Below are 25,398 nucleotides of genomic sequence, written 5' to 3'. Positions count from 1 at the left end.
GTAATCCAATGCCGGCATCCGCAGTCGGTAAAAGTTCAAAACCTCGCTGCCGCAGGCTTCGGATTTTACTTAAGTTTACACCTAATTTACACAACGAAATGCTGCGCTGTCAACATAAAAAAACGGGATGAAACGTGGAAAAACCCGGCTCTGGTGAGCCGGGTTCCAATTGTCTTGACGGTTTATCCATTTTCGTCCTATTGCTTGAGCGTAGCGACCAGCCGCTTCGCTTCTCCGGCAGGCGTCTGAATCGATTCGTAAATTTTGAGCGTAAGCGGCCATTCGAATTGGTCGGTACGCAGATTTTGGAACATGATAAATTGTGCACCGCTAATGAGCTTGTTCATACCGGATAACGGGACCGTCTCGGAGGCGATCATACGGCCGAGCGTGTCGTGCAGCTCGAGCTTCATATTGGCTGCCCCGGCTCCGGCGACAACGTCGTCAACAGTCGTAATGTCCGTATCCAGCTTCAGCTTGTACGTATAGCCTGCCGGCCCGCCTTGAGCCGCGAGCGCCCAGCTGTTCAGCTTTACGCTATACGGATAAAAGGAAAGCACATTGTTCTCTGTATTGCCCTCTGCTTCTTTTGTTGCAACGGCCGTCTTGAAGCCGGCGATCGGAATGTTGTACGGTGCGATCGTTTGGCCGTCCTGAAGCTTCATAAGCAGATTCTCGCCCGTTTCCGAGGAAGGCACGGCGAACGCATAATTCACCAGGTAAGCGAGCTTCGGCGCAAGCTGCTCGGAGACAACGGTTTGCCGGGAGCCCGTATATCGGTATCCTTCGGCGTTTCTCAGCTCGGCCTGGAATGCTGGAAGCGGCACCGGATTCTCGCCCGTATTTTTAACTATAAACTTGGCGATGATCGTTTTATAACCGGCCGTCTCGGACTCGTTCATACTCAGGTCGACGAGCGACACTTCCGTCTCCTTGTCGACCAGCTTGTTAAGCGGGTCGAACACGATACGGTTGCGAAGCTCGTAAGCCGGAAGCATCTCGGCACTGATCGTATCGTTTGACGGCAAAGCTATGCTAAGCCGCCCTACGGCGTACGATTCTACAGCCGGCTTGTTGTCGGCTCCGAGCTGCACGAACGATTCCGGTGTCAGCACGTTCAGGCTGGTCAAAACGACGCCGTTTTCAGCCAGTATGCCGTAATGCATATATTTCTTCTCACCCGGCTTCAGCGTCACTTCTTTCTCCGCGCGCTGCCCGGCAAACGAGCGGTTGTCGGCTTTTCCGTCGATATTGAAGTTAGGCACCGTCTCGGTCAGCGTGCCCGTATTTTCGGCGATAAGCGTAATCACCGTTACGGGACCTTGCGGCGTCTTCTCATTAACCAGCGTTACCGGCGTATATTGCAGCGTATCGGAGAGGACGGGCAGCCGGAACGGCTGGCCCCACACCTTCATCATGGCCGGGTCCGCAATTTCGGAGTCGGCGCCATGCCAGACGGTCCCCGTTACAGGCACATTCAGGACAGGCGTTTCCTTTCGCGGATACACATATTCGTCCACTTCTACCCAGCTCAGCTCGGCGATCTCGGTCGTATTCCCGTCATCGAGAGTCAGCATGTAGCTGAGTTCGACTTTCTCCTTCGCTTGAATCGCCCTGGCGTTCGTGGCGCTCGGTTGCAGCGTATATTCCAGCCCGTTCGTCGTTTTGATACGCAGCTCATAATCCGGTACCCGGGTGACGCGCCCGCCTTCATTGTACAAACGAACGACCGCTCCGATTCGGGTACTGTCGCCTGCACGTTCGCTGCTGATGCTTTTGACGTCGGCTCGCACCGATTGAGTTAACGCATATTCCCCTCTGACGCTTTGCGCCACAGCGCCCGCCTCGGCTGCGAGCAACGCGGCCGGAGAGGCCGTCATGACGAGCGAAACGCTCAGTAAGGCGGCTGATATAGATTTCTTCCATGTCGGTTTCAAAGAAGTTCCTCCGTTCCAAAAGTCTTATTTCGTTTCGGCAAGCTGAACCTTTTCTTTATCCTTCAACTGATTTTGTCCGGATACGACGAGCTGCTCTCCTTCTTTGACTCCGGAGAGGACCTCCTGGTTCAATTCGCTGAGCCGGCCCAGCTCGACTTTCCGTTTCTCCACTGTATCTCCAACCAGAACGAACACGAACGAGTCTCCCCCCTCACGAACGACGCTAAGCGTCGGAACGGTAACGACGATCTGCTCCTGCTCGGTCGTCAACTGAATCTGCACCTTCGTTCCCGGCTTCAGTTGACCGTTCGTATTCGCAACCTCCAGCTCCAGCTCGTACGATTTGCTCTGCGTATCCATCGAATCGGACAAATATTTGATTCTTGCTTTCGGCTTCTCCGCGCTTCCCGGTATGTAATAAATGAGTTCTTGTTTGCCGCGGACCAGCTTCGCCGAGTTTTCCGTAAGCTGCGCCTTGATCAAAATCGGATCGAACTGCTGAATATGGCCGACCTTCACACCCGGCTGGATCGTCATGCCGGCAATGATCGGAAGCTCAGTCAGAATACCGCCGATCGGAGCCTTCACTTCCAGATTCGACATGCTGCGCTCCAGTTCCTTCATGGACAAGGAGGCGGATTGGACTTGCGATTCCAAAGCGGACAAGTTATCGCTCGTATCAAGCGTCTTTTGCTTTTGCTTCAGCAGATCGAGGTCCATCGTCTGGTTTTTCCAGGCGGTCTCGGCTTGATCGAGCTGCGGCTTGGCAATGAGCCCTTGATCATAATCATTTTTCGCTTTATTGTAAGCCTTCGTTACGTCAAGCAGCGCCTGTTCCATTTTTTTCACGCTGTTTGCCATTTCCGTTTTGCTGTTGGTCAAATCCTGCTTCGCCTTGTTCAGCGCGTCTTGGCTGCTGCTCAGTTGAAGCGAGGCTTTTTCCTTCTGCAGCTGCATATCGACCGTATCGAGCTTCAGGATGACATCACCGGCCGCTACCTGCTCCCCGCGCTGCTTCAAGATTTGCTTTACTTCCCCGCTCGCCTTGGACATGACGTCCAATTGCGTGGCGGATACGACGTCAGCGACTTGCTCGAGCGGATCGCCGATTTTTTGTTTGACCACCTTCTGCACCTTGACCGATTTGATCGTTTGCTCTTGGGCCGCTGCCGGAACCTCCGGCTTAGGTCCCGCCGTGCAGCCGACCGCGACGGCGACAGTTAGCACGAGGGTCGCCGCTATTTTCACGCCGCCGCTTACCGAATTGCTTTTCAGCCTTTTTTGTCTCATTTTCGCCTTAACTCCTTTAAGGAGCCCCACAAAGTGGGGCCTAGTCTTTTACACGGACACGTTGTCCGGAGTGGCGGCAGCCGCCTTTTTCGACTTGCGGTGGAACATCCGGGATATGCGATTTTTAAACGAATGGATCAGATCGTACACAACCGGAACGACGAGCAAGGTCAGCAGCGTCGAGGTCGTGAGTCCGCCGATAACGACGACGGCGAGCCCCTTCGAAATAATCGTCCCTTTCGACAGGCCGAGCGCAAGCGGCATTAGAGCAAATACGGTTGCGCCTGCGGTCATAATGATCGGTCTCATCCGGGTCATGCTGCCCTCGATCAAGGCGTCATGAACGGAATAGTTTTGCTCCCGCAGCTGCTGCACGCGGTCAATTAACACGATGGCGTTCGTTACGACAATCCCGATCAGCATCAGGAAGCCGATAAGCGATGTAATGTTCAGCGATTCTTTCGTCACGAGCAGACCGATCAAACCGCCGATCGCGGCCAGAGGCAGCGAGAACAGGATAGCGAAAGGCGCGCTGGCATTGCCGAAGGCAAGCACCATGACGAGATACACGATGAAGATGGAGGCCGCCATCGCCATGAACATTTGACCGAAGCTTTCATTAATATCGTCGGATACGCCCTTAACCTGGCGGCTCACACCCGGCGGAAGATCGACTTTGTCGAGCTCGGCGGATACTTTGGCCGAAACGCCGCCTTTGTCAACGTTGTTGATTTTCGCCGTAACCTGCATAATCTGAGTTTGCTTCTCGCGGCTTATCGCCACAGGCGCGTCGATCTCGCGGACTTTGGCCACGTCCTTCAAGTTAATCGTAGGACCGATCGGCGTCCGGAGCGGAATGTTCGCGATATCCTGAAGCGAATCCTTGAAGCTGCGATCGAGCTCCAGCTTCGTTTCGTAAGTAACGTTGTCGAGCTTGATGTCTCCGAGCGTTTCTTTGCGAACCCACGAGTTGACGGCTCCCGTCACCTGCGCCGGACTCAGGCCGTACACCCTTGCTTTCTCCGCGTCGACGAGCACCTCGACTTCCATTTTCTTATCGCCGAGCGAGTCTTTAATATCGAGCAGCTCAGGGAAGGACGTCATCTTTTCCTTAATCAAGCCGGCTGCGTATTCGAGATTTTGCAGATCGTCGCCTTTCAGCAGGTAGGAAAAGTCCGTCCCTCCGCCTCCGTCTCCGCCGAACGACAGCAGTTGTCCTTCCACACGCGATTCTTTCGGCATATCGCTTAAAAACAGTTTTTTGTAATATTCCAGTGCTTCCTTGGCATTCGTATTCTGGCTAACTTCCGTAAAGATCGTAGCTTTGTAAGGAACCCGTTCTTGGCCGAAATCGTAACCGATCAGCGATTCGATATAAGTGAACTTCGGCTGCCCGGCGCTGTCTTTCTCGCTTTGCATCAGCTTTTCGATTTGATCCACTTTCGCATTCATCGTCTCCATCGACGTTTCGCGCGGCAATTGCAGTTGAAACAGCATTTGACGGTCGGCTTCACTCTCCGGCATAAACGTCATCGCCAACTGCGGAATAATCAAGACGAGGGACAACACGAACAATAGAAAAGAGAGCAACAGTGTTTTGATCCGATGTTTTAACGACCAGACAAGAACGCTTTTGTACGTTTTCAGCAGCTTGCCGACCTTCGTCTCGTCGTGTACCGGAATGTTCTTCTGCTTCATAACCATCAGCTTGGCCAGCATCGGGATAACCGTAAGCGCCACGATGAGCGAGGACAGAAGCGCGCAGGCCAGTGTCAGAGCGAACGGGCGAAACACTTCGCCGAGGATGCCGCTGACGAAAGCGATCGGGGCAAATACGCCGACCGTCGTAATCGTCGAGGACGTAATGGCTGCCGATACTTGCTTCGTCGCCATTTTGATGACCGATTCGTTGCGCTCCTGCGCTTTTTGCAGCTGGCTGTATATGTTCTCGATGACAACGATACTGTCGTCGACGACCCGGCCGACCGCTATCGCCATACCGCCCAGCGTCATGATGTTCAGCGAAATATCGAGGCCGGACATAAATAACAGCGTAATGAGGATGGAAAGCGGAATCGAGACCAAAACGATAAATGTCATCCGAATATTTCTAAGGAATATTAATATCATGAGCGAGGCCAGAACGGCTCCGAGGCCGCCCTCGCGTACCATGCCGTCGATGGAGTGCTTGATATCGGTCGCGGCATTGTAGACGGACAAAAACTTGATGTTCGGGAGTGTCTTCTCCCAGCCTGCGATGAGCACATCCGCCGCATTGCCGAACTCGACCGCATTCGCATCCTTCGTCTTGTACAGTTGAATCCCGATCGCTGCCACGCCGTTCAGTCTGGCGATAAACGGAGATTCCGTGACAGAGGCGACTTTTGCGATTTGCTTCAACAGCAGCGTTTCGCCTTTCGCCGTGCGCAGCGGCGTATTTTCCAGGTTGTATACGGTATCGATTTGGCCGCGTACGCGAACCATCTGGCTTCGTCCTTCGAACTCGACCGTTCCGGCTGGGCTCGACATCAAAGCCGCTTTGATCATATCCGATACGTCCGATGGCGACAGCCCGTATTGGTTCAAGGCGTTCGCATCGAGCCGAATCGAGATCTGAGCTTCGTTGTTGCCGACCGAGTCGACGTGGTCGATGCCGCTAATCCCGTTGAAGCCGGGCAGGATGATGTCTTTATACAGCTTCTCCAGCTCGGTCTGGTTCATATTGTTTTCGCCGTAGACGGCCAAATAATAAACCGGCTGGGAAGCGAAACCGAACGTCGCAACCTTGGGCTTCTCCGCGCTTTGCGGCAAGCTGACGTTGGCGACCAGGCTCTCTATGTCTTTCTTTGCATCGTCCAGCTTGACGCCCTGATCCAGCTCCACCGTAATTTGCGAGAAATTGTCGCTCGAGCTGGAAACGAGATTTTTGAGTCCCTTTGTGCCCGCAATCGCTTTTTCAAGCGGTTTCGTCACTTGCTCCAATACATCTTTCGGAGGCGCCTTGTACGAAGTCGTTACAAATACCATCGGAAGCGTAATATCCGGCATGCTTTCGACCTTAAGACTGGTGGCCGCAAAACTTCCCCCGATGGACAGCAGCAAAATCAAAATGATGACCGCCGCTATGTTTTTCATGGAAAAATCGGTCAAGCGATTCATTCGGTTCCATCCCTCCTATTACGCTCTTGCTTACTGTTCTGTCTCCTAACGTGCTGTAGTCCTTCTATGTATTCCCATTGTTTATTGTAAGAGCGAACGGCTGACCGCAACATGGTCTGCGGCTGTAAATCAAACCTAGACCTAAGACCGGTTTCTTCCTCCGGCGCTACCTGTCTTGTTCCGGCTGGGCGCGCAGATCCGCAATTAACCGCTCCATCTCCTCCTCTACCCCTTCCAGCCGGCGAAACACAACACGGTAAAACGCTAGCAGCTCGGAATACCGCTGCCGAAGCACCTGAAGCGACTTTTGCTCGTTTGGCGCCTGCCGGTCCGGATCGGGCATCTTACGCAGCGTCTCCTCAATATAATTCATTTCGGAATGAAGACGGGTCGTCACCATGCGCATCGATGCCTGCAAATGATCCTCGGGGATACAATAGTAGTCTTTACGATCTTTCCCCCTCGGCAGTTTCATACAATGCCCGTATCGTTCAAGCGTCCGTACTTGAATGCTGACAGCCGCTTTCGTTACGCCGAGTTTTTCGGACATGAGCTGCAAACTGACCGGCTCGGGAGAGCTCATCAGCAGCGCGTATATGCGTCCGACAAGCGGACTCGTTCCGCTTTCCTCGAACAGCAGCGCCATCCTTTCGGTCCACTCGGACCGGAAGCGCTCGAACTCGCTTTCTCCCACATCGTTTTCCCCCATTAGCGTTTACATCGTTAAAAATCATATTAACGATCTAATCGTAAATGCTAGATAGCCCGTTCGTCAAATCTTGCAATCGATTTCATATATGAATATTTTGTAGAGCGAGAATGAGGCGCAGTTTCCACATTGACCCATTTGGTTTCTTGGTTTAACATGGAATTGTTTAGGCCTTTTGGCATATGTTTGATGAGTCTAACGGTAGTTATTTCGAAAATTTGAAGAAAGGGAGGAGCGACATTTTGTCGCCAAACAAATACAACGAACTCTGAAAGGATGATTCAACGTGGCCTTATTTAAAAGACTTTTAGTTTGTCTTTTGATGCTATCCATGATTCAATTGCCCAGCTTGGCGTTCGCCGACACTAATGTGTTACAAAATCAAGCTGTAAACGGCGGAACCATTAACCAGAACATTGTTTTTATTGACCTCAAACAAGATCATTGGGCATCGGAAGCCATTCAGGACATGGCGCGGAAAGGTATTTTGTCGGGATATGAGGATTCTTCGTTTCAACCGGATAAATCCATCACCCGTGAAGAATTCGCCAAGCTAATCGCATTAACTTTCTCATTATCTTTGCAAAGCCCTGCCGACCCTACTTATTCCGATGTAGATAAGAGCAGCTGGTCTTATAGTTATATCGAATCCACCAAAGAATTTCTGACCGGTTATTACCCTCCTCGCGGTCGGGCTTTCTTTAGTCCTGAAACAAAAGCGACTCGCGAAGACGTCGCTGTTGCTCTTGTTAAAGTGATGGGGCTGGGCTCCAATGATTTAGTGAATCCCAATATTTTGTCCTATACGTTCCGCGATGTAAGCGATATATCAATCGGTCTGCGCGACTACGTGGCAATTGCAACGGAGAAGAAGCTCATCGACGGCTATTCCGACCGGACATTCAGGCCGAATAAAGAGATTACGCGCGCAGAAGTCGCAACCCTTTTATATAAAGTCATCAAATCTTCCGCCCATGATCAAATGGACGGTCCGGCACTTGAGGTTACTGTTCCCGATACGACCTCGGACGGTACGGTATATGTGTCCGGCAAAACTAGCCGCGATGCCAAAGTAACGATAAACGGAAAACCGGCCGCTCTTACAGACGGCTCGTTTAAGGAAGGAGTTTTGTTCGAGCAGGAAGGGGAACATACGGTTACCGTAGCTGCCAAACTGCCAAGCGGCAAAACGAATTCTGTTGAAAAGAAAGTAACATTTAAGGTTGGGGCACCATCGCTAACGATTAACGATGTGCCTGCTACAGTAAGCGCTGCAGAGTTAAAATTGTCCGGTTCAGTAAAAGACGCCTCCGACTCCAAGCCGGTTGTTTATCTGAACGATGAAGTACTGTATGTAAGTTGGGATGGTACTTTCAGCAAAACCGTTACACTCGAAGAAGGGGAAAATACGCTTACTTTCAAAGCGAAAAATGACAAAAATAAAGAAAGCCTGGTGACCAAAAAGGTAAGCTTCACTGCTAACGGACCTGCTCTTGTCGTTAATTCTATTCCGGAATCTACACAATTGAATACAGTAACGGTTTCCGGGAAAGTAACGGATAAAAACGATCCCAATCCTGTTGTTTATATCAATGACCAAGCTGTGTATATGTCTTACGACAATTCGTTCAGCAAAGAACTTACTCTTGACGAAGGCAATAATACAATCACCTTCAAAGCACAGAACAAGAACGGTAAAATAACAACCGTTACCAAATCGATTACCTTCAACAACAATGGTCCTGCTCTTGTCGTTAATTCTGTCCCGGAATCTACACAATTGAATACAGTAACGGTCTCCGGAAAAGTAACGGACAAAAACGATCCCAATCCTGCTGTTTATATTAACGACCAAGCGGTGTATCTGTCCTACGACAAATCGTTCAGCAAAGAAATTACGCTTACCGAAGGCGAAAATACAATCATCTTCAAAGCACAAAACAAGGACGGTAAAATAACGACTGTTACCAGGTCAATTACATTCACCGCTGGCGGACCGACTCTTGTCATCAACTATGTTCCGGAATCCACACAATTGAATCGAGTAACAGTCTCCGGAAAAGTAACGGACAAAAACGATCCCAATCCTGCTGTGTATATCAACGACCAAGCGGTGTATGCTCCCTACAACAGCACGTTTAGCAAAGAAATCACTCTTACCGAAGGCGATAATATCATCACCTTCAGAGCAGAAAACAAAAACGGCAAAATGACAACCGTCACCAGATCGATTCGTTACGAAGTATCGGCGCCTGTCATTACTTTAGGGTATTTGCCCGAAACGACAAGTTTGGCCTCGATTACCGTCACGGGTACGGTAACCGACAAAAACGATCCCAACCCATTTGTATATTTAAATGACCGACTCCTGTACGCTAACTATGGCGGTACATTTTCCAGCTCAGTTAGTTTGCAGAAAGGCGCAAATCCTATCAAAATTGTGGTAACCAATAAATCCGGGTTAACGTCCACTGTCACCAGAACTGTTTATCGGAACGACTAATATACAGACAAAGAAGGAGAGCCCGTTAGGAGCTCTCCTTTCTTCTGAGTAATGCTGGTATGGATGTTCCGGTTTATTCGTCTTTCTTGTCCTCTTTTTTATCTTTGTCGAAATCAAGCTTATTGGCGTCGATGCCGCCTGTCTGCGTCTGGATATTAACCTTCGGCTCTTCTTCCTTGCCTGCGGCAGTACCGCCGGACAACGAATCTTCCGAAGTGTCCGAACCCGTGATTGCGCCTTTTTCGAGCAATTCGATAATTTGATCCTTATCGAGCGTTTCGCGCGCAAGCAAAGCGTTCGCTACCAAATGCACTTGTTCGTTATGCTTTTGCAGTATTTCTTTTGCCCGGTCGTAGCAGGAGCGAATAATATGCTGCATTTCTTTGTCGATCTCGTAGGCGATTGCATCGCTGTAGTTTTGATCGTGGCCGATGTCCCGTCCCAGGAATACTTGCCCTTGGGAGTTGCCGAATTGCATTGGTCCGAGCTTGTCGCTCATTCCGTACTCCACGATCATGCTGCGTGCCATGCTGGTCGCTTTCTTGAAGTCGTCGTAAGCACCCGTTCCGATCTCGCCGATAAATATCTCTTCGGCAACGCGTCCGCCCAGCAATCCGGTAATCCGGTCGAGCAGCTCCGACTTGGTGGCGAGCAAACGATCTTCGCCTTCCTTCGGGATGCTCAGCACATAACCGCCGGCCCGGCCGCGCGGAATGATCGTCACCTTGTGCACGACGTCCGCATGACGCTCGTAATAACCGATGATGGCATGCCCTGCCTCGTGATAAGCAATCGTTCTTTTCTCCCGGTCGCTGATCACGCGGCTCTTCTTCTGCACGCCGACAATGACGCGGTCGAACGCCTCTTCGACTTCATCCATCGAAATGTCTTTACGGTTGCGGCGGGCTGCGATGAGCGCAGCTTCGTTAAGCAAGTTCTCCAGATCGGCTCCGCTGAATCCCGTCGTATAACGGGCAAGCGACTCCAGCTTGACATCCTTGTTAAGCGGCTTGTTGCGGGAGTGAACCTTGAGCACCGCTTCGCGGCCTTTCACATCCGGGCGGTCTACCGTAATTTGACGGTCGAAGCGTCCTGGACGAAGAAGGGCAGGGTCCAAAATATCGGAACGGTTCGTTGCGGCGATAATGATAATGCCTTCGTTCGCGCCGAAGCCGTCCATCTCGACGAGCAATTGGTTGAGCGTTTGCTCGCGTTCGTCATGACCGCCGCCGAGGCCGGCGCCGCGTTGGCGTCCGACGGCGTCGATCTCGTCGATGAAAATAATACAAGGCGAATTTTTCTTCGCATTCTCGAACAAATCGCGTACGCGGGATGCCCCGACACCGACGAACATTTCCACGAAGTCGGAACCGCTGATGCTGAAGAACGGCACGCCCGCTTCACCGGCAACCGCTCTGGCAAGCAGCGTTTTACCGGTACCCGGAGGACCTACGAGCAGAACGCCCTTCGGTATTCTCGCACCGAGTGCGGCGAACTTCCTCGGATCCTTCAAAAACTCGACAACCTCAATGAGCTCCTGCTTCTCCTCGTCGGCGCCCGCGACATCGTCGAACGTGACCCGCTTCTTTTCTTCGTTATACAGCCGCGCGCGGCTCTTCCCGAAATTCATCACCTTGCCGCCGCCGCCTTGCGCTTGGTTCAGCAGGAAGAAGAACAGGACTAAAATGATGACGAACGGTATGATAGACGTCAGAAACGTTATCCATACGTTGTCCCCGTCCATTTTCTCATGTACTTCTTTCGTAATGTTGCTCTGCTCGAGCAGCTCGATGACCCGGTCGTCGAACGGGGCATGGGTTTCGAACAGCGGCTTGTCTGTACTTGACTGCTTGAGCTTGCCTCGGATCAAATACGTATAACCGTCGAACTTCACCGATACTTCGTCGACATTGTTATTTTTCAATTCCTCACGGAATTTGGTGTACGAGATGGTCTGTTTCGTATCGTTCTGATTGCTGATAAAGTGTACGATCCCGACCGTCACTAAAAAAATAAGCAAATAAAATCCGGTATTGCGGATGATCCGATTCATCCCCTACCTCCTCTCTGCGACACACGTAACTTATTTTACCACAGCGCGTCAGACGATCACAACTCAGGCGGCATGCGGCTTACTGCGCCGTGTAAACTTCCGGTTTCAACACGCCGATGTACGGCAAATTGCGGTATTTCTCCGCATAGTCCAGTCCGTATCCGACAATAAAGGCGTCAGGAAGCGTAAACCCCTTGTAGTCGGGTTCGAGCTCTACCGATCTTCCCGAAGGCTTGTCGAATAACGTGGCGACCGATACGGACAATGCATTGCGGCGCTCGAGCACATCGATCAAATAGCTGAGCGTGAGCCCGCTGTCGATAATGTCTTCCACTACGAGCACGTTGCGGCCTTCGACCGGAACGTCCAAATCCTTGATGATTTTCACAACGCCAGACGATTTGGTCGCTTGCCCATAGCTGGAAACGGCCATAAAATCGATCTCAAGCGGAATGCTCATCCGTTTCACCAGGTCGGCCATAAAGATGAACGCGCCCTTCAGTACGCAGATGACGAGCGGGTTGCGGCCTTCAAAATCGCGGCTGAGCTGCTCCCCAAGCTCCTTCACTTTGTCCTGGATTTGCTCTTCGGTGAACAGGATGTTCTGAATGTCGTTTTGCAACGGGTGGACCCTCCTACTGTATACTATGAAAGCATGAATGCCCGCATGCTCGGCAAGGCAAGCCAAGCTTACCTCTCTACATGGCGAACGTTCATGACCAATACCCGAGTTGTCGTATCCGCTACGACGGCATGGGCGGATCTGCGCAGTCCGGGGATCCAAAGCACGCGTCCCGCTGCATCCAGCACAAGCGGGAACTGATCCCGGGCTGAAGGCGGTATTTTTTCGTCAATGAACATATCTTTTACTTTTTTCGTTCCCTTTAAACCGAGCGGCTCCATCCGGTCGCCGGGCTGTCTGCCGCGCACCGTTAATGGAAACAACACTTGATCGCCGTCGAAAAAAGCTTCGCTGCGGCCCGTTCTCCTCCGCGCAGGAGTAAGGCCAATCGCGGCTGTGCCAACCAGCTCGCAAGCCAGCTCCATCCCCGCTTCCGGCACACTTATTACAGTGGCAGGTCCGGTAATCTCATATGCATACCGCACCGGGTCCGATAATCGCTGCCGTACAAAGGAAACCGTATCATATTCGCGTACGAGCTTCAGCCTCTCATGCAGATCAAGCGTCAGCGATCTCCCGCCTTCACGTACAATCGCCTCACGAATCGTCTCGATCCGTTCGTAATCGGCAAGATCGTTTTCCGAAAAAACATAGTTTAATATTAGTTTAATCAGTCTCCTTTGTAAAGCAACGGGAAGCGCGGCAAAACGGTTTGCGACCAGGCTGCATTCGACCCGTCCTTCTTTCCGCTCGAGAGCGACAAGCTCATCAAATCGCGCCTTTGTTTCGGCTTCCATCCAATCGTCTTCGGCCCTCATCATCTCGGCGAGCCGATTCAGCGATTCCGGCAGCTTCTCGTTATACGTCTGCAAATACGGCAGCACGTCCAGACGGACGACGTTGCGGAAATATTTGCGCGACACGTTGCTGCTGTCCCGGCATACCGGGATGCCGGAAACGTCACAATGGCGTTCGATCTCCGATTTGTATATACGTAAGAAGGGGCGGATTAGTTCCACTTTTTTTTCGGTTCGGCGCACCGCCATGCCGGATAGTCCCGATGGACCCGTTCCCCGCAAGACCCGCATCATAACCGTCTCCGCCTGATCGTCCGCATGATGGGCCAGAGCGATCTTGTTCGCCCCGTACCGCTCCGCCGTTTCGTGCAAATAAGCATAACGCTTTTCCCTAGCCGCTACCTGCGCGTTAAGCCCCGTCTCCGCAATGTAAGCCGGCAGATCAAACCGGCCGATCTCGCAGGGAATGCCCAAGCGGCCGGCGAAAGCGGCAACGACCTCGGCCTCGCGCTCCGACTCCTCAGGACGGAATCCGTGATTGATATGACAGGCCATCAGCTCGAAGCGAAACTTCGGGGCAAGCAAAAAAAGAACGTGCAGCAGCGCCATCGAATCGGGCCCGCCCGATACGGCGACGACGATCCGGTCGCCCTCACAGGCGAGCCGATCTCTGCTGATCACGTTCTCCACTTTATCCGCAAGCTCCATAAGCGGCACTTTTCCTCATCTCTTTCTCAACCGTTGATGTATGCCAAGCCGCGATTGTCCCCATCAGCTTCTCAGCCATATCGCGCAAAGCACCAAAATGAACAGCCCGATAGAGGCGGCGAACGACGTTTTGATCCATACGGCAGAAGCGGCCGAACGCGGAACAGCGTGAACGCCTTGGCTTTTGAGCGCTTCGCTCCACAGCTCCGCCGCTTCCGCGGAATCGGCCAGCCGTCCGGCTACCGCCTTTTTCAACACCGGCGCGACGGCGCGAAGCCTCGGGCATTCGTCGATCAGCTTCTCCAGATCTTTTATGCTTCGGCTTTGGGGTAAGCCTTGCGCAAGCTCCCTCAGCTTTTTGCCCATCCCTCCGAGCTCCAGGCAAAGGACGGCGAAGCTGAACAGGTCGTAACTGCCTGCCGCGATCCGCTCCCCGGCGTTCCAGAAGCCCCGGTCATACAGCTCCGTAAACTGCTTCACGGAACGGCCCATTTCCGTAACGCCGCCAAAATCGACAAGCTCCACTTCCCCGTATCCCGAGACGAGCACATTATCGGATTTCAAATCGCCGAATATGTATCCCTGCCGGTGCAGGAGGTTCAGCTTGCGCAGCGTGTTCAGACCGATAATATAGATCCAGTCCGGGCCGTGCCTTCTAATATAATAGCGCGGAATTTGTCCGCGCACGTATCGCATTACATAAAAAGGGAATACTTTGCCGCTAATAACCGCATCGTCGGCATCGTGCAAAAACGGGGTGGCCGACTTCTTGTCCAGCTCCCGGAGCACGTTGACCTCGAGCTGCAGATCAACCGTATCGTACCCGAATTTAAGTGCATAGGCTTGTTTTCCCGAATGCACGAGAAATACTTTGCCGTTGGCCCCTTCTCCAAGCAGCCTTTCGATCCGGTACCGCCGTTTGTTCCATTTTCCGCAAACGGCGAACCCTTCGGTCAAGACTACTTTAGACGATGTAGTCACTGAATATCCCGTCCCCATCGCTCGGCTTGTAGGAACGCTCTTCGTCCCTTCCCCGTATTGCGGCTCCGTCGGTTAACGTGCTGTGCGCCGGGGTGTCCTGCGCCACATACCGGATCGCCCCTAACAAGGCGGGGCCGGTAGGCGTCGTCCCCTTCATGTTTAAGTTATAGAACATATTGGCGGTTTTGGCAAGATCGGACGTCCAGTCCGCAAGCAGGTCGACTTCCGCATGGCCGGGAAAACGGAAAACCGCCATTTCGCTGACCCCTTTGCGGGCACGCAGGCTCGCCAGCAAATCCCGGCACGCTTCCTCGACCGCTTTCAGCTTCGGAGCCATGCTGGCGCTCGTATCGATCAGCAGAGCTACCCGCAGCGAGCTTGTTTCGCTCCATTCGTCGATCATCCGCACGACCGCTCCCCGCTGTCCCGGAGGCAGCTGCTCCAGAGCGGCCCCCGGCCCGATGATCTGCTTCAGCTCCTGCTGTACTGTCTGGCGAATCGTCCGGAGCACCGTTTGGCGCGTCATCATCTGCACCGTTTCGGCGAGCGCATACTGGGTGACGAGCCGGCTCATGCCTCCGCCTGCCTTGGCGATCTCGGCAATTTCCGTCGCCCCGCGCTCGCCCAAATCGCCGCCATCGACAATGCCGATTACGTTGACGACGATGTCCGATTGCCTGGCATGAGCCGCCGCTACAACCGGGCTAATCCCAACGTTTGAGCATCCGTCTGTAATCAGAATAATTTGTTTCATCCGGGATCAATCCTTCCTCGCTCCGATTCTAGTATCTAGCATTCCCCCGCTAGAAGCGAACGATACCCGGAAGGCAGCGCCGTGCAAAAAGAAAAAAACCCGGTTTTACCGGGTTCCAGGGATCGGATCTATAGGATGAGAACATGTAATGCGCATCGAAGTTTGGCTTCACTTTATGGGGCGATTTGGGGGCTCCCCCGAAAGTATTAATAATAGCTTTAATCGATGAAAGTCGACGAAGTACATTCGTGTTTAAGAGTAGCTATTATTGCGAGAGCAGCTTAGCTGCTCCGACGGACTAAGCTTCGGAGCTTCGCTTCACTTTTGGGGGATCAACTTACCGTTCTCGGGCGCTCGAAATGGGTCATGCCCTGCCAGCGAAACGTCGCCCACTCCGGCTTATACTTCTGAATGCGAGCGACAACAACCGTCATATCGTCCATAATGTCCCCATTATAACGCACGATCGTATCGAGCATGCAATCGGCGAATAGCTGCGGATCGGTTTCGTCGATTTCCTGAATGATCCGCTTGATATACATCTCCTTGTTGACGGCCGGCCCCGGAGCGTCGAAAATGCCGTCGGTCATCATAATGAGCGTATCGCCCGGCAGCAGCTGCATCGAGATCAGATCAACGTCAATATCCTGCAAAATGCCGATCGGCAAATTGTTGGCCGTAACTTGAATTACCTCCGTCTCCCTTTTAATATAACTCGGCGTCGAACCGATCTTCATGAACGTTGTCTGAGCGCTGTATTGATCGATTAGCGCTACATCGACCGTCGCGAACATCTCGTCCGACGAACGGAGCATCAGCACCGAATTAACCGACTTGATCGCCAGCTTCTCGTCCATGCCCGATTGCAGCAGCTGCTGCAAAATCGAGAGCGCCGCGCTGCTCTCCGCCCGGGCCCGCTCTCCATTGCCCATTCCGTCGCTGATCGCCACGGCAAACTTCCCGTTGCCGAGCTCTACCGTGCTGAAGCTGTCTCCAGACAGCAGATCGCCTCCTTTGGCCGCACCGGCCACCCCCGTCTCCACCTCGAACTCCTTGGCCGAACAAAACAATACGGTTGCAAAACCATCCCCCCGGCTCGATATTTCTTCGCTGCGCACGGCGATATTTTCACCCAAAATATCGGACAGCAGCGGCGCGATAATTTTCCGGCACTCATCAAATCCCCTCGTATATTGATGGATGATCTCGATCTCCACGTTCCCCTCATCGAGACTGATAATATCGATGCTGTGAATGGAAAGACCCAAATCCTCAAGCGCGGAGCGAATTTGCTCCTCCTGTAAAAACAGCTCATGTCCCTCCCGTTTGATTTCTTTGGCCAAATCCTGCATGACCTGCGACACGCCGCTCAGTTGCTCCGCTACGAGCTGACGGCTATCCTGGATTTGCCGCTTCCAATGCAGATCGTGCTTGAACAGCGCATACTGCTGTTTCATGACGCCGAGCACCTGATCGGTCCGCACGCATATTTGCTTCCACTCGGGTGCAATATCTTTCTTCGTCATCGTCTCCCGCTCATCGATTGCGGTCATCATATCGGACATATATCGGTACGTCTGATAAAACTTGTCGTCCCAGCATTGATGGCGCTTCCAGCAAGTGGAGCAAGCTCTGCCGGCGACCGAGTTCATGAAATGTCCGACCGCCTCCTCCTTGGCTTTGCTCTCATCCACCTCCGAAAGCTGGCTGAAGCTGCTCGACAGTTGACGGAATACCTCGGAAAACTGCTCGACCCGAGTAGCCGTAATATCTCGGACCCGCTTCGCATAATCATGTTGTGACTTCATGTTTTCACGCGTTCCCGGGACGTACTTCGCGATCGTCTGGACGAAGGCCCGAGGCGTCAGCATGAACAGAATAACGGCGGCGACCGATTCCCAGGTCGAGCTCATCACCTCGGCCTGGCTGCCGATATAGATGGACAAGATCGACGAGCCGAGCAGCATCCCGAACGCCACCGCCATCCGGTTCGCTTCCTTGAGCAAACCGGCCAGCATGCCCGAGAAGGCGAGCAGGCTCATCTGGTAAATCGCGCCGACATCGGCCAAACTGAGAACCAGACCGGTAATGACGCCTACGGAAGCGCCGAGGGGGGCCCCTCCCACAAACGCGAACAGTAGGATCAAATAGCGGGACAGCACGTGCTCGAGCGAAACGGACTGGATGATCCACCCCACCGTACCCGTCATCACCGATCCCAGTAAAATGATGAGGCAAATGATCTCCTCGTTTTTTAGCGCGTAGTTTTTTCGCGTTAACGTAAAAACCGGGATCGCCTGGATAAAGATGAGCGTCAGCACGAAGCTGAGCGCGGCCTCTACGGCCGTAAGCATGAGCGAGTACCAGGTCAGCTCGGACGTTACGATGGTGCCGAACAACTGGACGGCAAATGCAGATGTAAACACAATGATCGGCGCGTACGCCAGCTCCGAGCGCCCGTACTTTTCCAAGCCTTTCTGGACCAAGAGAAACACGAGCATTTCCGTTACGATATATCCGGTCTTGATCTCGAAGGCGAGCAAGCTTCCTGCGATGATCGAAAGGCCGATCCAGCGGATCAAGTCCTTGCGGACAAAATAAACGACTGCGAAATAAGCGATCGCGAACGGAGTAAGCTGCTCGAGAATCATCGCCCGGCCGAGCAGAAAAGCCATGACGACCAGCAAAAAAGCCCACTTCCTCGCAATCATCGATTGGATGAACCGGTTTTCCAGAAACGTCCGTTTGCCTCCGTCCTTCGATTTATCCAACTTTCCGCTGAGCGGAGACGATTTAAAATCGAGTACATTCCATTTCATCATACCGGAACACATCCTTTTTCATTTTTGGTGTGCCCCTATTATAAAAACGAATCTAGTATAAAGTTTGTCACAATGCGGATGTGGGCTCAAAGAATTTTCCGACAAAAACGGCTGAGCCGCGCAGTTCCCCGAAAACGCGCGTTTCCGGCTCTGCCCGTACCTTCGTTCGCAAAGACTCGATGTCTCGCCGCCCGGCGATCCGAACAGACGCTCGCATGATGGACAAGATGATTCCGTAAAACAGTGTCGATTCCCTAGACCGCGGACGGAAAGTCCGACAAAAGCATACAACCTGTCTGCAAATCGGCCGAGAAACAAAGAAAAAGCCCCGCACGTTCAAAACGTGTCGGAGCTTTTGTCGGAACTATGGATAGCGGCAGAGGGGATCGAACCCCCGACCTCACGGGTATGAACCGTACGCTCTAGCCAGCTGAGCTACGCCGCCATAATCATATGAAAGTATATACCAGCGCCCGGGGTGTTGTCAATCGGTTCGGGAAGCCTTATCCGAAGACCAAAAACGCCGACTGTCCTGTCGGACGGCCGGCGTACCATAAGCTGCATAACAACGGGTAGCTCGGCTTATACGCGTCGAGCGCCTCTTCCGCCCCGTTTCCCTTCAGTATTCTTCTTCAAGTTCGAGATCCGTTCTTCGCTGTCCTTCAAGAAACGCGACATCTTATCCTCGAAAGTCAAGCGGTTCGGGGCAGGTTTAAAGGGGCGGCCACCGCGATCGTTTCTTCCTCCACGATCTCCACGATCTTCACGGTCCCGGTTAAATCCGCGCTCAGGGCGATCCGGGCGCTGCTCGCCTGGAGGTTTGTCGACAGCTTGGCGAATGGACAAACCAATTTTTCCGTCCTTGTCCACGTTGATGACTTTCACCAAAACTTTGTCTTCCAGCTTCAGGTGATCGTTGACGTCCTTCACATAATTGTCGGCAATTTCGGAGATGTGAACGAGACCGGTCACGCCTGCAGATAGTTCTACGAATGCCCCGAAATGAGTAATGCCTGTCACCTTGCCCTCCAACTTGGTGCCCACTTCAATTGCCATAGAATGAAACGTTCCTCCCTAAGATATGTTGGAAATAATCTCTCATACTATCCATACGCAATTCTCGCAACTTTTGCGACGGCTTCCAAAAAAGTTGCACCAACAGGCAGGCTTGTGTGAGGATCGGATATGGAGATTATACAAGATCGGCGACATAAAGGTCAATAAGGACGTGGGCTCACGGAGATTTGGGAGTATAAAACAACGTTTCCCCCGGCTTCGAATAATGGTATTCCTTGCGGATTTTTTGCAATATATATTCGGGGTCGTTCAGCCGCTCGATCTCTTTCTTATAGCCTTCGTTCAGCTTCACCGTTTCCACATGCTTCTGTGTCAATTCATCGACTTGCGCCGCCTTGACTCCAAGCCGGCCTTGCTGATTCCACAAGATGAGAGCCGCCCAAGTCATAAAGCCGACCATAGCAAATGCGAGCAGCCGAATGCGGCGCCTGGCGCCTTTATTCGATTGTTCGGAAGCCCCGGTCTGTTTCGCTTCGCGCACAGTAGCGGTTCCCTCCCTGTCCGTTATTATCCGTTTCTGCGGAACAACCGCCTAACAGCTTGTACCCCTTTGCCGCACAAGACCAAAAAACGATTGAGCCATCCCGGCATTTTCAGCCGCTTCAGAAGAGGCCTCAGCAGAAAACGGCCGAGTGCGTAAAACGGATACAACAATTGTAACACAATTTTTCCAAGGAAAATAGTGAACGCCCACAAAAAACCGATGAGGACGATCAGGACGCGGTATAAAAACCGGATCGGCCCAATTACGATGACTTCGATCGTCTTGAGAAAAAACCGGATCAGCGCCTTGACGAAACGGATACACCATTCGACCAAACGAACGGTCAGCCAGCTGAACAGCTTGAAGTACAGCCACACGCCAAGCAGGAGCGCGAGGAATACGTACATTCGGACTTGTCCGTCATTGCTGTACAGCAGCGAGCGGAAAACGAATAACGTGGCAACGACCCAATATCCGATATCGAGCAGCGGAACGAGCCAGCGGGGAGGCCGCAGCTGTCCGGATAAGACGCGGTACACGTCGAACAATGCGCCCATGAATGCGCCGCTGCCCGCCATTACGGATAACGTAAGCAGTTGGATTTGGAGGCTCACTTGAACAGCTTCCCTAGAAATCCTTTGGATTTCTCTTGCGCGCTCGCGTCGAGATACGTGAGGCCGTGTACCGTCCCCTCAATCGCCACCAGCCCTTGCTCCAGGTTCAAGTTCTTGATATGTAAATTTTGCCCCTTGATGGCCAAGAACCCGCATTCCGTTTCGAGCAAAAATTCCTCGCTGTCGAAGCTTTCGACATTAAGCACGCCAGATATTTCGAGCAGCTTCCGGTTGAGCATCTTCACTTCCTGCCGCTTTTGTTTTAACGGTTCGATCATGGCATGTACCCCTCCCTCTACGACTAGATTATGGGGAGGGACTGCGGTTTAGAACCGGCACGGAGAGAAGCTTTGTAAAATACGAAAACCGGCCCACATGGCCGGTCTTTATCAATGCTTACGCATTCGATTCTTCCTTCAAAACAGTGTACATCTCTCCCGCTTCTTCCTTCCGGGTCGTTTCGGCGAGGCGCTCCACGCGAACGGTGACGCTTTTCTGGCCGAATCGGATGACTAGCTCGTCCCCGACTTTGACCGTACTGCTCGCCTTCGCTTCCCTTCCGTTGATCCAGATCCGGCCTTGGTCGGATACGTCCTTCGCAACCGTCCGCCGTTTAATGAGTCTGGATACTTTCAGAAACTTGTCAAGACGCATTACTTAACAGCTTCTTTAAGCTTGTTGCCTGCTTTGAAAGCCGGAACTTTCGAAGCCGGGATTTTGATTTCTTGGCCCGTTTGCGGGTTGCGGCCCGTGCGTCCGGAGCGGGTACGGGTTTCGAACGTGCCGAAGCCGATCAATTGAACTTTGCCGCCTGCGGACAAAGCGTCAGTTACTTCGCCAAGAAAACTGTTCAATACGGATTCGACATCCTTTTTGGACAATCCGCTTTTAGCAGCAATGTTGTTTACGAGATCTGTCTTATTCATCGATAAATTCCTCCTAAAAAATTGGCTTGAAGCTTTCGCGCGGAAAGCTGGGGTTGCCTGGCTGATAAGCCTGTACGGTCTATGTATTCTTTATCAGGCAAAGAAATCCTTCTGCTATCTAGCAAATTTCGAAAGTTTTTTTGCTTCCTGCCACAAATGTTCCATTTCTGTTAACCCAGTTTGGTCAATTTGTTGGCCCTTTAGACGCAATTGTCGCTCTATATATTCAAAACGTTCCACAAATTTCCGGTTTGTCGAACTAAGCGCTTCTTCGGGATCAATCCGCAAAAATCGCGATAAATTGACAACGGCGAATAACAGATCGCCGAGCTCCCCGAGCCGCTCCTCGTCGCTGGCCGCCTTCAGCTCGGAAATCTCCTCTTCGATTTTCGCGTACACCTCTTCGATCTGTTCCCAATCGAAGCCGACGGATGCCGCTTTTTTCTGAAGCTTGTACGCCTTCATGAGCCCGGGCAGGTCACGCGGGACTCCCGCAAGCACGGACTGCTCGGTCACGTCGATGCCGCGGCTTTTTTTCTCTTCCGCTTTCATCGCATTCCAGTTGCGAAGCGCTTCATCCGCATCGTCTGCGCCTGCGTCGCCGAACACATGGGGATGACGGCGGATCAGCTTCTCGTTCAGTCCCTCAATCACATCGTAGACGTCGAAGGCGCCCGTTTCCGCCTCCATCTGGCTGTGCAGCATAATTTGCAGCAGCAGATCGCCCAGTTCCTCGCACATCGCCGCCGGATCGTCGTCGTCGATCGTCTCCAGCACCTCGTACGTTTCTTCGATCAAGTTTTTACGTATGCTCGCATGCGTCTGCTCCCGGTCCCACGGACAGCCGTTCGGACTGCGCAAAATGTCGACGATCTCGCGCAGACGCTCGAACTGGCGGATTCGCAGTGTCTCACGGTCTGCGCGCGGAACCCAGATCAGCGACAAATTGCCGTAGCCGTCCAGCCGATCCAGTTCGTAGAGCGGCACTCTTACAATCGTTTCCCGGCCTGCTATGCCGAGCTCGTGACCGACTACGATCTCAAAATCGTCGGGATACACGCTCATCAGAAACAGTTTGGCGTCGGAAGCCGTGTGCGTATCGTACACTTGCGCGATGAGCGTATGCATCCGCGGTTCGATCGCCGCGCCCGAGGCAGGTAGCGCCGTTGCATCGAACAAAGCGAAGCCTTCGATCGGATCGAAGCCGAGGCGGACGAACGCCTGATCGAGAAAGCTTTCGCCCCCCATTACAGACAAGGTTACGCCCTCTTCGGCACAGCGCTCGCGAAGCAGCCTTGTCGTTGATTCGGCGACCATCGGGTGCCCGGGAACCGCATATACGATCGGGACGGACGACATGCGGGCGAGACGCAGCAGCTCGTCCACGATCGAGACGTACACGTCCTCGAAGGAACGGTTCGCTTCGTACAAACTGTCGAACGACTGGATCGATACGCCGTTTTGCCGCAAATACCCGATGACGGGATGATGCTCTGTCCTTACATAGAGCGGAGAGGCCGCCTGAATCGTCTTCCAGGCGCCCAGTGTGAGCTGATTCTCATCTCCCGAACCAAGTCCGAGCACAGTGATTGATGGTGACATAGGGAAACCTCCTCTTAGTGGGATACGATGCGCCATTTGCGTAAAAGGGGCAGCAGCTTGGCCCCGACTTTCGGCACGGCGGCCAAATCGGCCGCGCCAAGCGCGCCGGTGCGAAACAAGGCGATACCGAAAACGGCGGCTCCGGCTGCTACGGATATAAGCGCCACGAACGTTTGCCTCCATCTGTAGGAGAAGCCGGGGAACAGAGCGGCGATCGCTTCATCCGACGCAAAAACGACGGCAGCGGTCGCGACCACCATGATCGCCGTAGCGAGCAGCGGTTTCAGCGCCAAGGTGCGTACGGACAGGCGAACGAACCCGAAGCTTCGCAGCCGGAACAGCGAAAGCCCGGCGGCAAGAGCGTAGGCCGCCACGGCCGAGACGGCCGCGCCTGCGATGCCGTAGCGCGGAACGAGCCAAATGTTCAGGATGATTTTGAGAGCCGCAGCGAAGAGCAGGAAGTACGCCGTCGCACGTTCCGCGCCCAAACCTTGCAGAATCGTCCCCGACACGATCTGAACGACACTGAACACGGCTGTAAACGACAAAATCATCATCGTGCCGTATCCGGCCGCCTCTTTATAAAACATGACGTTTAACGGGATCGCCGTTACCGCCATGCCTGCGGACGCAGCCAGCCCGATCAGCCATACGAGGCGCAGCGACGCTTCTGCACTGCCCCGAACGTCAGCCAGCGTGCCTCTGGCTCGCGCGGCAGCTATGACCGGAACAAGCGCCACGGACATCGAGGAGACGATCATAGCGACAAGCTGGATGAGCGGGAGGCCGTGGTTGTACAGCCCGAACTGCGCCATCGCCTCCGCTTCGCCGAGACCGCCCTGCTGCAGCAGCCGAGGCACTGTAAACGTATCCGCCAGCGTCAAAATCGGCAGTACGGCGGAGCCGAGACAAATCGGCAGCGCATAGGCAATAAAAGCTTTGTAGCTGACGCGGCGGCCCGAGCGAGGACGCACCGGAGGCACCGACCCTTCGCCCGGAACATTTCGTTTGCGTCTTCGGGTATGTACATACCAGTAAGCGGCCATGACAATCAGCCCGGCCAGCGCCCCTGCCGCCGAACCAAACGTAGCGCCAGCGGCGATCGTCCCGTCGGAGGCACCCATGCCGATTAGGATGAACAACAGGGCTACCATGACGGCCACGCGGATCAGCTGCTCCGTAACCTGAGATACTCCGGTCGGCACCATATCGCCGAGCCCCTGGAAGTAGCCGCGGAGTGTGGCCAGCCACGGAACGAACAGCAGCGCAAACGAAACGCTGCGGAGGGCGTCTTCCGTCTGTCCGTTGCCGATCCAGGAAGCGATTGTACCCGCGCCGGCATACAGCAATATAAAACAAAATAGACCGGTCCCTACCGAAATCGTCAGCGCCATCTTCACTACGCCTCTAGCCCCGTCCGCAGAGCCGTCTGTCATCTCTTCTGCGACGAAGCGCGAGACGGCGACCGGAAGTCCCGCTGTCGCCAAAAACAGAATGAGCGTATATAGCGGATATACCGCGTTATAAATGCCGAACACACCGTCTCCCGCCACGTTTTGCAGCGGAATTTTTTGCAGCGTTCCGAGCAGCTTGGATACGATCGCTGCCGCGCCCAGCACGAAGGCGCCCTTGACGATCGCCCGAGCGGGAGCCCGGGGCAGGTTCGAGTCTTGTTGCATACGTCTCCCCTTTCGTATCAAAGACACGTTCCCTCCATTATAAGAATCCCCAGAAAGTGACGTCAAGCTTCCCCCAAAACGACAAAGACTCCCCTGCGAAGTGACCTACTTCACCGGGAAGCCCGAAAACCTTTTACTGCTCCATCTGCTTGGCCAGGAAAGCGGCCGCCGTTTCCGCCATTTTCGTCTCCATCTGGCCCATACTAACCGATTCTTCCTTGTTCACCAGTATAACCGAGCCGATCGGGTCTCCGCCCGCCACAATCGGGGCGATCACGTAGGAGCCGTACATTTCGGTGACGTCCTTGCAAAGCTCATATTGCCCCGCATTCGTCTCCAGCGTAGCTTTACGGTTTTCCATGCACGACTCGACAACTGGACCGATCTGCTTCTCCAAATATTCCTTCTTCGACCCGCCCGCAACGGCGATAATCGTATCGCGGTCGGAGATCATCGTTATGTGGTTGGTGCTCTCATATAACGACTCGGCATATTCTTTGGCGAAGTCGCCAAGCTCGCCGATCGGGGAATACTTTTTCAAAATCACTTCGCCGTCGCGGTCTACGAATATTTCGAGCGGGTCTCCTTCCCGTATTCTTAACGTGCGGCGTATTTCTTTCGGAATTACAACCCTGCCCAAATCATCGATCCGACGAACAATTCCAGTTGCTTTCATATTCT

The 25,398-nt window shown here is 53.3% G+C and carries 20 protein-coding genes and 1 tRNA gene; 1 reads left to right on the top strand and 20 read right to left on the bottom strand.

From position 1 onward, the window contains the following. Positions 1-197: 197 nt before the first annotated feature. The 4 genes from D7M11_RS32145 to D7M11_RS32130 all read right to left on the bottom strand — a co-directional run bounded on the left by D7M11_RS32145 (position 198) and on the right by D7M11_RS32130 (position 7,080). Entirely contained in the window at positions 198-1,937 is a 1,740-nt protein-coding gene (locus tag D7M11_RS32145) for a hypothetical protein (protein WP_120751381.1), read from the bottom strand. Between the two features lie 24 nt (positions 1,938-1,961). Beyond that, positions 1,962-3,227 carry an efflux RND transporter periplasmic adaptor subunit gene (locus tag D7M11_RS32140; protein WP_120751380.1) on the bottom strand — a complete coding sequence of 422 codons (1,266 nt, stop codon included), beginning with the start codon at positions 3,225-3,227 and terminating at the stop codon, positions 1,962-1,964. 48 nt (positions 3,228-3,275) lie between these two features. Then, a complete protein-coding gene (locus D7M11_RS32135) occupies positions 3,276-6,386 on the bottom strand; it encodes an efflux RND transporter permease subunit (protein WP_120751379.1) in 3,111 nt (1,036 codons plus the stop codon). Positions 6,387-6,552: 166 nt separating this feature from the next. Further along, positions 6,553-7,080, bottom strand: coding sequence for a GbsR/MarR family transcriptional regulator (locus D7M11_RS32130; RefSeq protein WP_158606954.1), 528 nt, complete (start codon positions 7,078-7,080; stop codon positions 6,553-6,555). A gap of 301 nt (positions 7,081-7,381) precedes the next feature. Between D7M11_RS32130 and D7M11_RS32125 the strand changes: the two genes are divergently transcribed. Beyond that, positions 7,382-9,598, top strand: coding sequence for an S-layer homology domain-containing protein (locus D7M11_RS32125; protein ID WP_240041407.1), 2,217 nt, complete (start codon positions 7,382-7,384; stop codon positions 9,596-9,598). A gap of 73 nt (positions 9,599-9,671) precedes the next feature. Here D7M11_RS32125 and ftsH read toward each other — a convergent pair whose 3' ends face one another. From ftsH to spoVT, 16 genes are all read right to left on the bottom strand, one after another. Beyond that, on the bottom strand, positions 9,672-11,651 hold the full coding sequence (ftsH, locus tag D7M11_RS32120; RefSeq protein ID WP_120751377.1) for an ATP-dependent zinc metalloprotease FtsH: 1,980 nt from the start codon (positions 11,649-11,651) through the stop codon (positions 9,672-9,674). A gap of 79 nt (positions 11,652-11,730) precedes the next feature. Continuing rightward, positions 11,731-12,273 (bottom strand): hypoxanthine phosphoribosyltransferase, encoded by a 543-nt coding sequence (gene hpt / locus D7M11_RS32115; protein WP_120751376.1) that lies wholly within the window; start codon positions 12,271-12,273, stop codon positions 11,731-11,733. Between the two features lie 68 nt (positions 12,274-12,341). Beyond that, positions 12,342-13,778: a tRNA lysidine(34) synthetase TilS gene (gene tilS, locus D7M11_RS32110; RefSeq protein ID WP_120751375.1), complete on the bottom strand. Its 1,437-nt coding sequence runs from the start codon at positions 13,776-13,778 to the stop codon at positions 12,342-12,344. 63 nt (positions 13,779-13,841) lie between these two features. After that, positions 13,842-14,759 carry a protein kinase domain-containing protein gene (locus D7M11_RS32105; RefSeq protein ID WP_120751374.1) on the bottom strand — a complete coding sequence of 306 codons (918 nt, stop codon included), beginning with the start codon at positions 14,757-14,759 and terminating at the stop codon, positions 13,842-13,844. Then, positions 14,743-15,513, bottom strand: a complete 771-nt coding sequence (locus tag D7M11_RS32100; protein ID WP_120751373.1) for a VWA domain-containing protein — start codon at positions 15,511-15,513, stop codon at positions 14,743-14,745. Before D7M11_RS32100 ends, D7M11_RS32105 begins: the two co-directional genes overlap by 17 nt. A 332-nt stretch (positions 15,514-15,845) precedes the next feature. Continuing rightward, positions 15,846-18,335, bottom strand: a complete 2,490-nt coding sequence (spoIIE, locus tag D7M11_RS32095) for a stage II sporulation protein E (RefSeq protein WP_120751372.1) — start codon at positions 18,333-18,335, stop codon at positions 15,846-15,848. Positions 18,336-18,706: 371 nt separating this feature from the next. Continuing rightward, positions 18,707-18,780: transfer RNA gene (locus D7M11_RS32090), tRNA-Met, on the bottom strand. A 137-nt stretch (positions 18,781-18,917) separates the two neighbouring features. Further along, positions 18,918-19,391: a S1 domain-containing RNA-binding protein gene (locus tag D7M11_RS32085; RefSeq protein WP_120751371.1), complete on the bottom strand. Its 474-nt coding sequence runs from the start codon at positions 19,389-19,391 to the stop codon at positions 18,918-18,920. A gap of 178 nt (positions 19,392-19,569) precedes the next feature. Continuing rightward, positions 19,570-19,893, bottom strand: a complete 324-nt coding sequence (locus tag D7M11_RS32080; RefSeq protein WP_240041406.1) for an FtsB family cell division protein — start codon at positions 19,891-19,893, stop codon at positions 19,570-19,572. 26 nt (positions 19,894-19,919) lie between these two features. Continuing rightward, complete coding sequence (gene yabQ, locus D7M11_RS32075; protein ID WP_240041405.1) at positions 19,920-20,510, bottom strand: spore cortex biosynthesis protein YabQ; 591 nt, start codon at positions 20,508-20,510, stop codon at positions 19,920-19,922. Then, complete coding sequence (gene yabP / locus D7M11_RS32070; RefSeq protein WP_120751370.1) at positions 20,507-20,788, bottom strand: sporulation protein YabP; 282 nt, start codon at positions 20,786-20,788, stop codon at positions 20,507-20,509. The genes yabQ and yabP overlap by 4 nt, the downstream gene beginning before the upstream one ends. A gap of 118 nt (positions 20,789-20,906) precedes the next feature. Continuing rightward, complete coding sequence (locus tag D7M11_RS32065; protein ID WP_120751369.1) at positions 20,907-21,164, bottom strand: RNA-binding S4 domain-containing protein; 258 nt, start codon at positions 21,162-21,164, stop codon at positions 20,907-20,909. Next, entirely contained in the window at positions 21,164-21,436 is a 273-nt protein-coding gene (locus D7M11_RS32060; RefSeq protein ID WP_120751368.1) for an HU family DNA-binding protein, read from the bottom strand. The genes D7M11_RS32065 and D7M11_RS32060 overlap by 1 nt, the downstream gene beginning before the upstream one ends. Positions 21,437-21,550: 114 nt before the next feature. Then, positions 21,551-23,038: a bifunctional methyltransferase/pyrophosphohydrolase YabN gene (gene yabN / locus D7M11_RS32055; RefSeq protein WP_120751367.1), complete on the bottom strand. Its 1,488-nt coding sequence runs from the start codon at positions 23,036-23,038 to the stop codon at positions 21,551-21,553. Positions 23,039-23,052: 14 nt separating this feature from the next. Next, entirely contained in the window at positions 23,053-24,717 is a 1,665-nt protein-coding gene (locus tag D7M11_RS32050; protein ID WP_120751366.1) for a putative polysaccharide biosynthesis protein, read from the bottom strand. Positions 24,718-24,850: 133 nt separating this feature from the next. After that, positions 24,851-25,393, bottom strand: coding sequence for a stage V sporulation protein T (gene spoVT / locus D7M11_RS32045; protein WP_120751365.1), 543 nt, complete (start codon positions 25,391-25,393; stop codon positions 24,851-24,853). Between the last annotated feature and the right edge of the window lie 5 nt (positions 25,394-25,398).

It is taken from the genome of Paenibacillus ginsengarvi (assembly GCF_003626695.1).
Classification (GTDB): domain Bacteria; phylum Bacillota; class Bacilli; order Paenibacillales; family NBRC-103111; genus Paenibacillus_AB; species Paenibacillus_AB ginsengarvi.
This window is presented reverse-complemented; position numbering and strand designations above follow the sequence as displayed.

Excerpts from the sequence above, each read along its gene's own strand:
- D7M11_RS32065 (WP_120751369.1), bottom strand. The coding sequence starts at position 21,164 with ATGCGTCTTGACAAGTTTCTGAAAGTATCCAGACTCATTAAACGGCGG.
- D7M11_RS32135 (WP_120751379.1), bottom strand. The coding sequence starts at position 6,386 with ATGAATCGCTTGACCGATTTTTCCATGAAAAACATAGCGGCGGTCATC.
- ftsH (WP_120751377.1), bottom strand. The coding sequence starts at position 11,651 with ATGAATCGGATCATCCGCAATACCGGATTTTATTTGCTTATTTTTTTA.
- spoIIE (WP_120751372.1), bottom strand. The coding sequence starts at position 18,335 with ATGATGAAATGGAATGTACTCGATTTTAAATCGTCTCCGCTCAGCGGA.
- D7M11_RS32140 (WP_120751380.1), bottom strand. The coding sequence starts at position 3,227 with ATGAGACAAAAAAGGCTGAAAAGCAATTCGGTAAGCGGCGGCGTGAAA.
- D7M11_RS32100 (WP_120751373.1), bottom strand. The coding sequence starts at position 15,513 with ATGAAACAAATTATTCTGATTACAGACGGATGCTCAAACGTTGGGATT.
- tilS (WP_120751375.1), bottom strand. The coding sequence starts at position 13,778 with ATGGAGCTTGCGGATAAAGTGGAGAACGTGATCAGCAGAGATCGGCTC.
- D7M11_RS32085 (WP_120751371.1), bottom strand. The coding sequence starts at position 19,391 with ATGGCAATTGAAGTGGGCACCAAGTTGGAGGGCAAGGTGACAGGCATT.
- yabN (WP_120751367.1), bottom strand. The coding sequence starts at position 23,038 with ATGTCACCATCAATCACTGTGCTCGGACTTGGTTCGGGAGATGAGAAT.
- yabP (WP_120751370.1), bottom strand. The coding sequence starts at position 20,788 with ATGATCGAACCGTTAAAACAAAAGCGGCAGGAAGTGAAGATGCTCAAC.
- D7M11_RS32060 (WP_120751368.1), bottom strand. The coding sequence starts at position 21,436 with ATGAATAAGACAGATCTCGTAAACAACATTGCTGCTAAAAGCGGATTG.
- spoVT (WP_120751365.1), bottom strand. The coding sequence starts at position 25,393 with ATGAAAGCAACTGGAATTGTTCGTCGGATCGATGATTTGGGCAGGGTT.
- D7M11_RS32050 (WP_120751366.1), bottom strand. The coding sequence starts at position 24,717 with ATGCAACAAGACTCGAACCTGCCCCGGGCTCCCGCTCGGGCGATCGTC.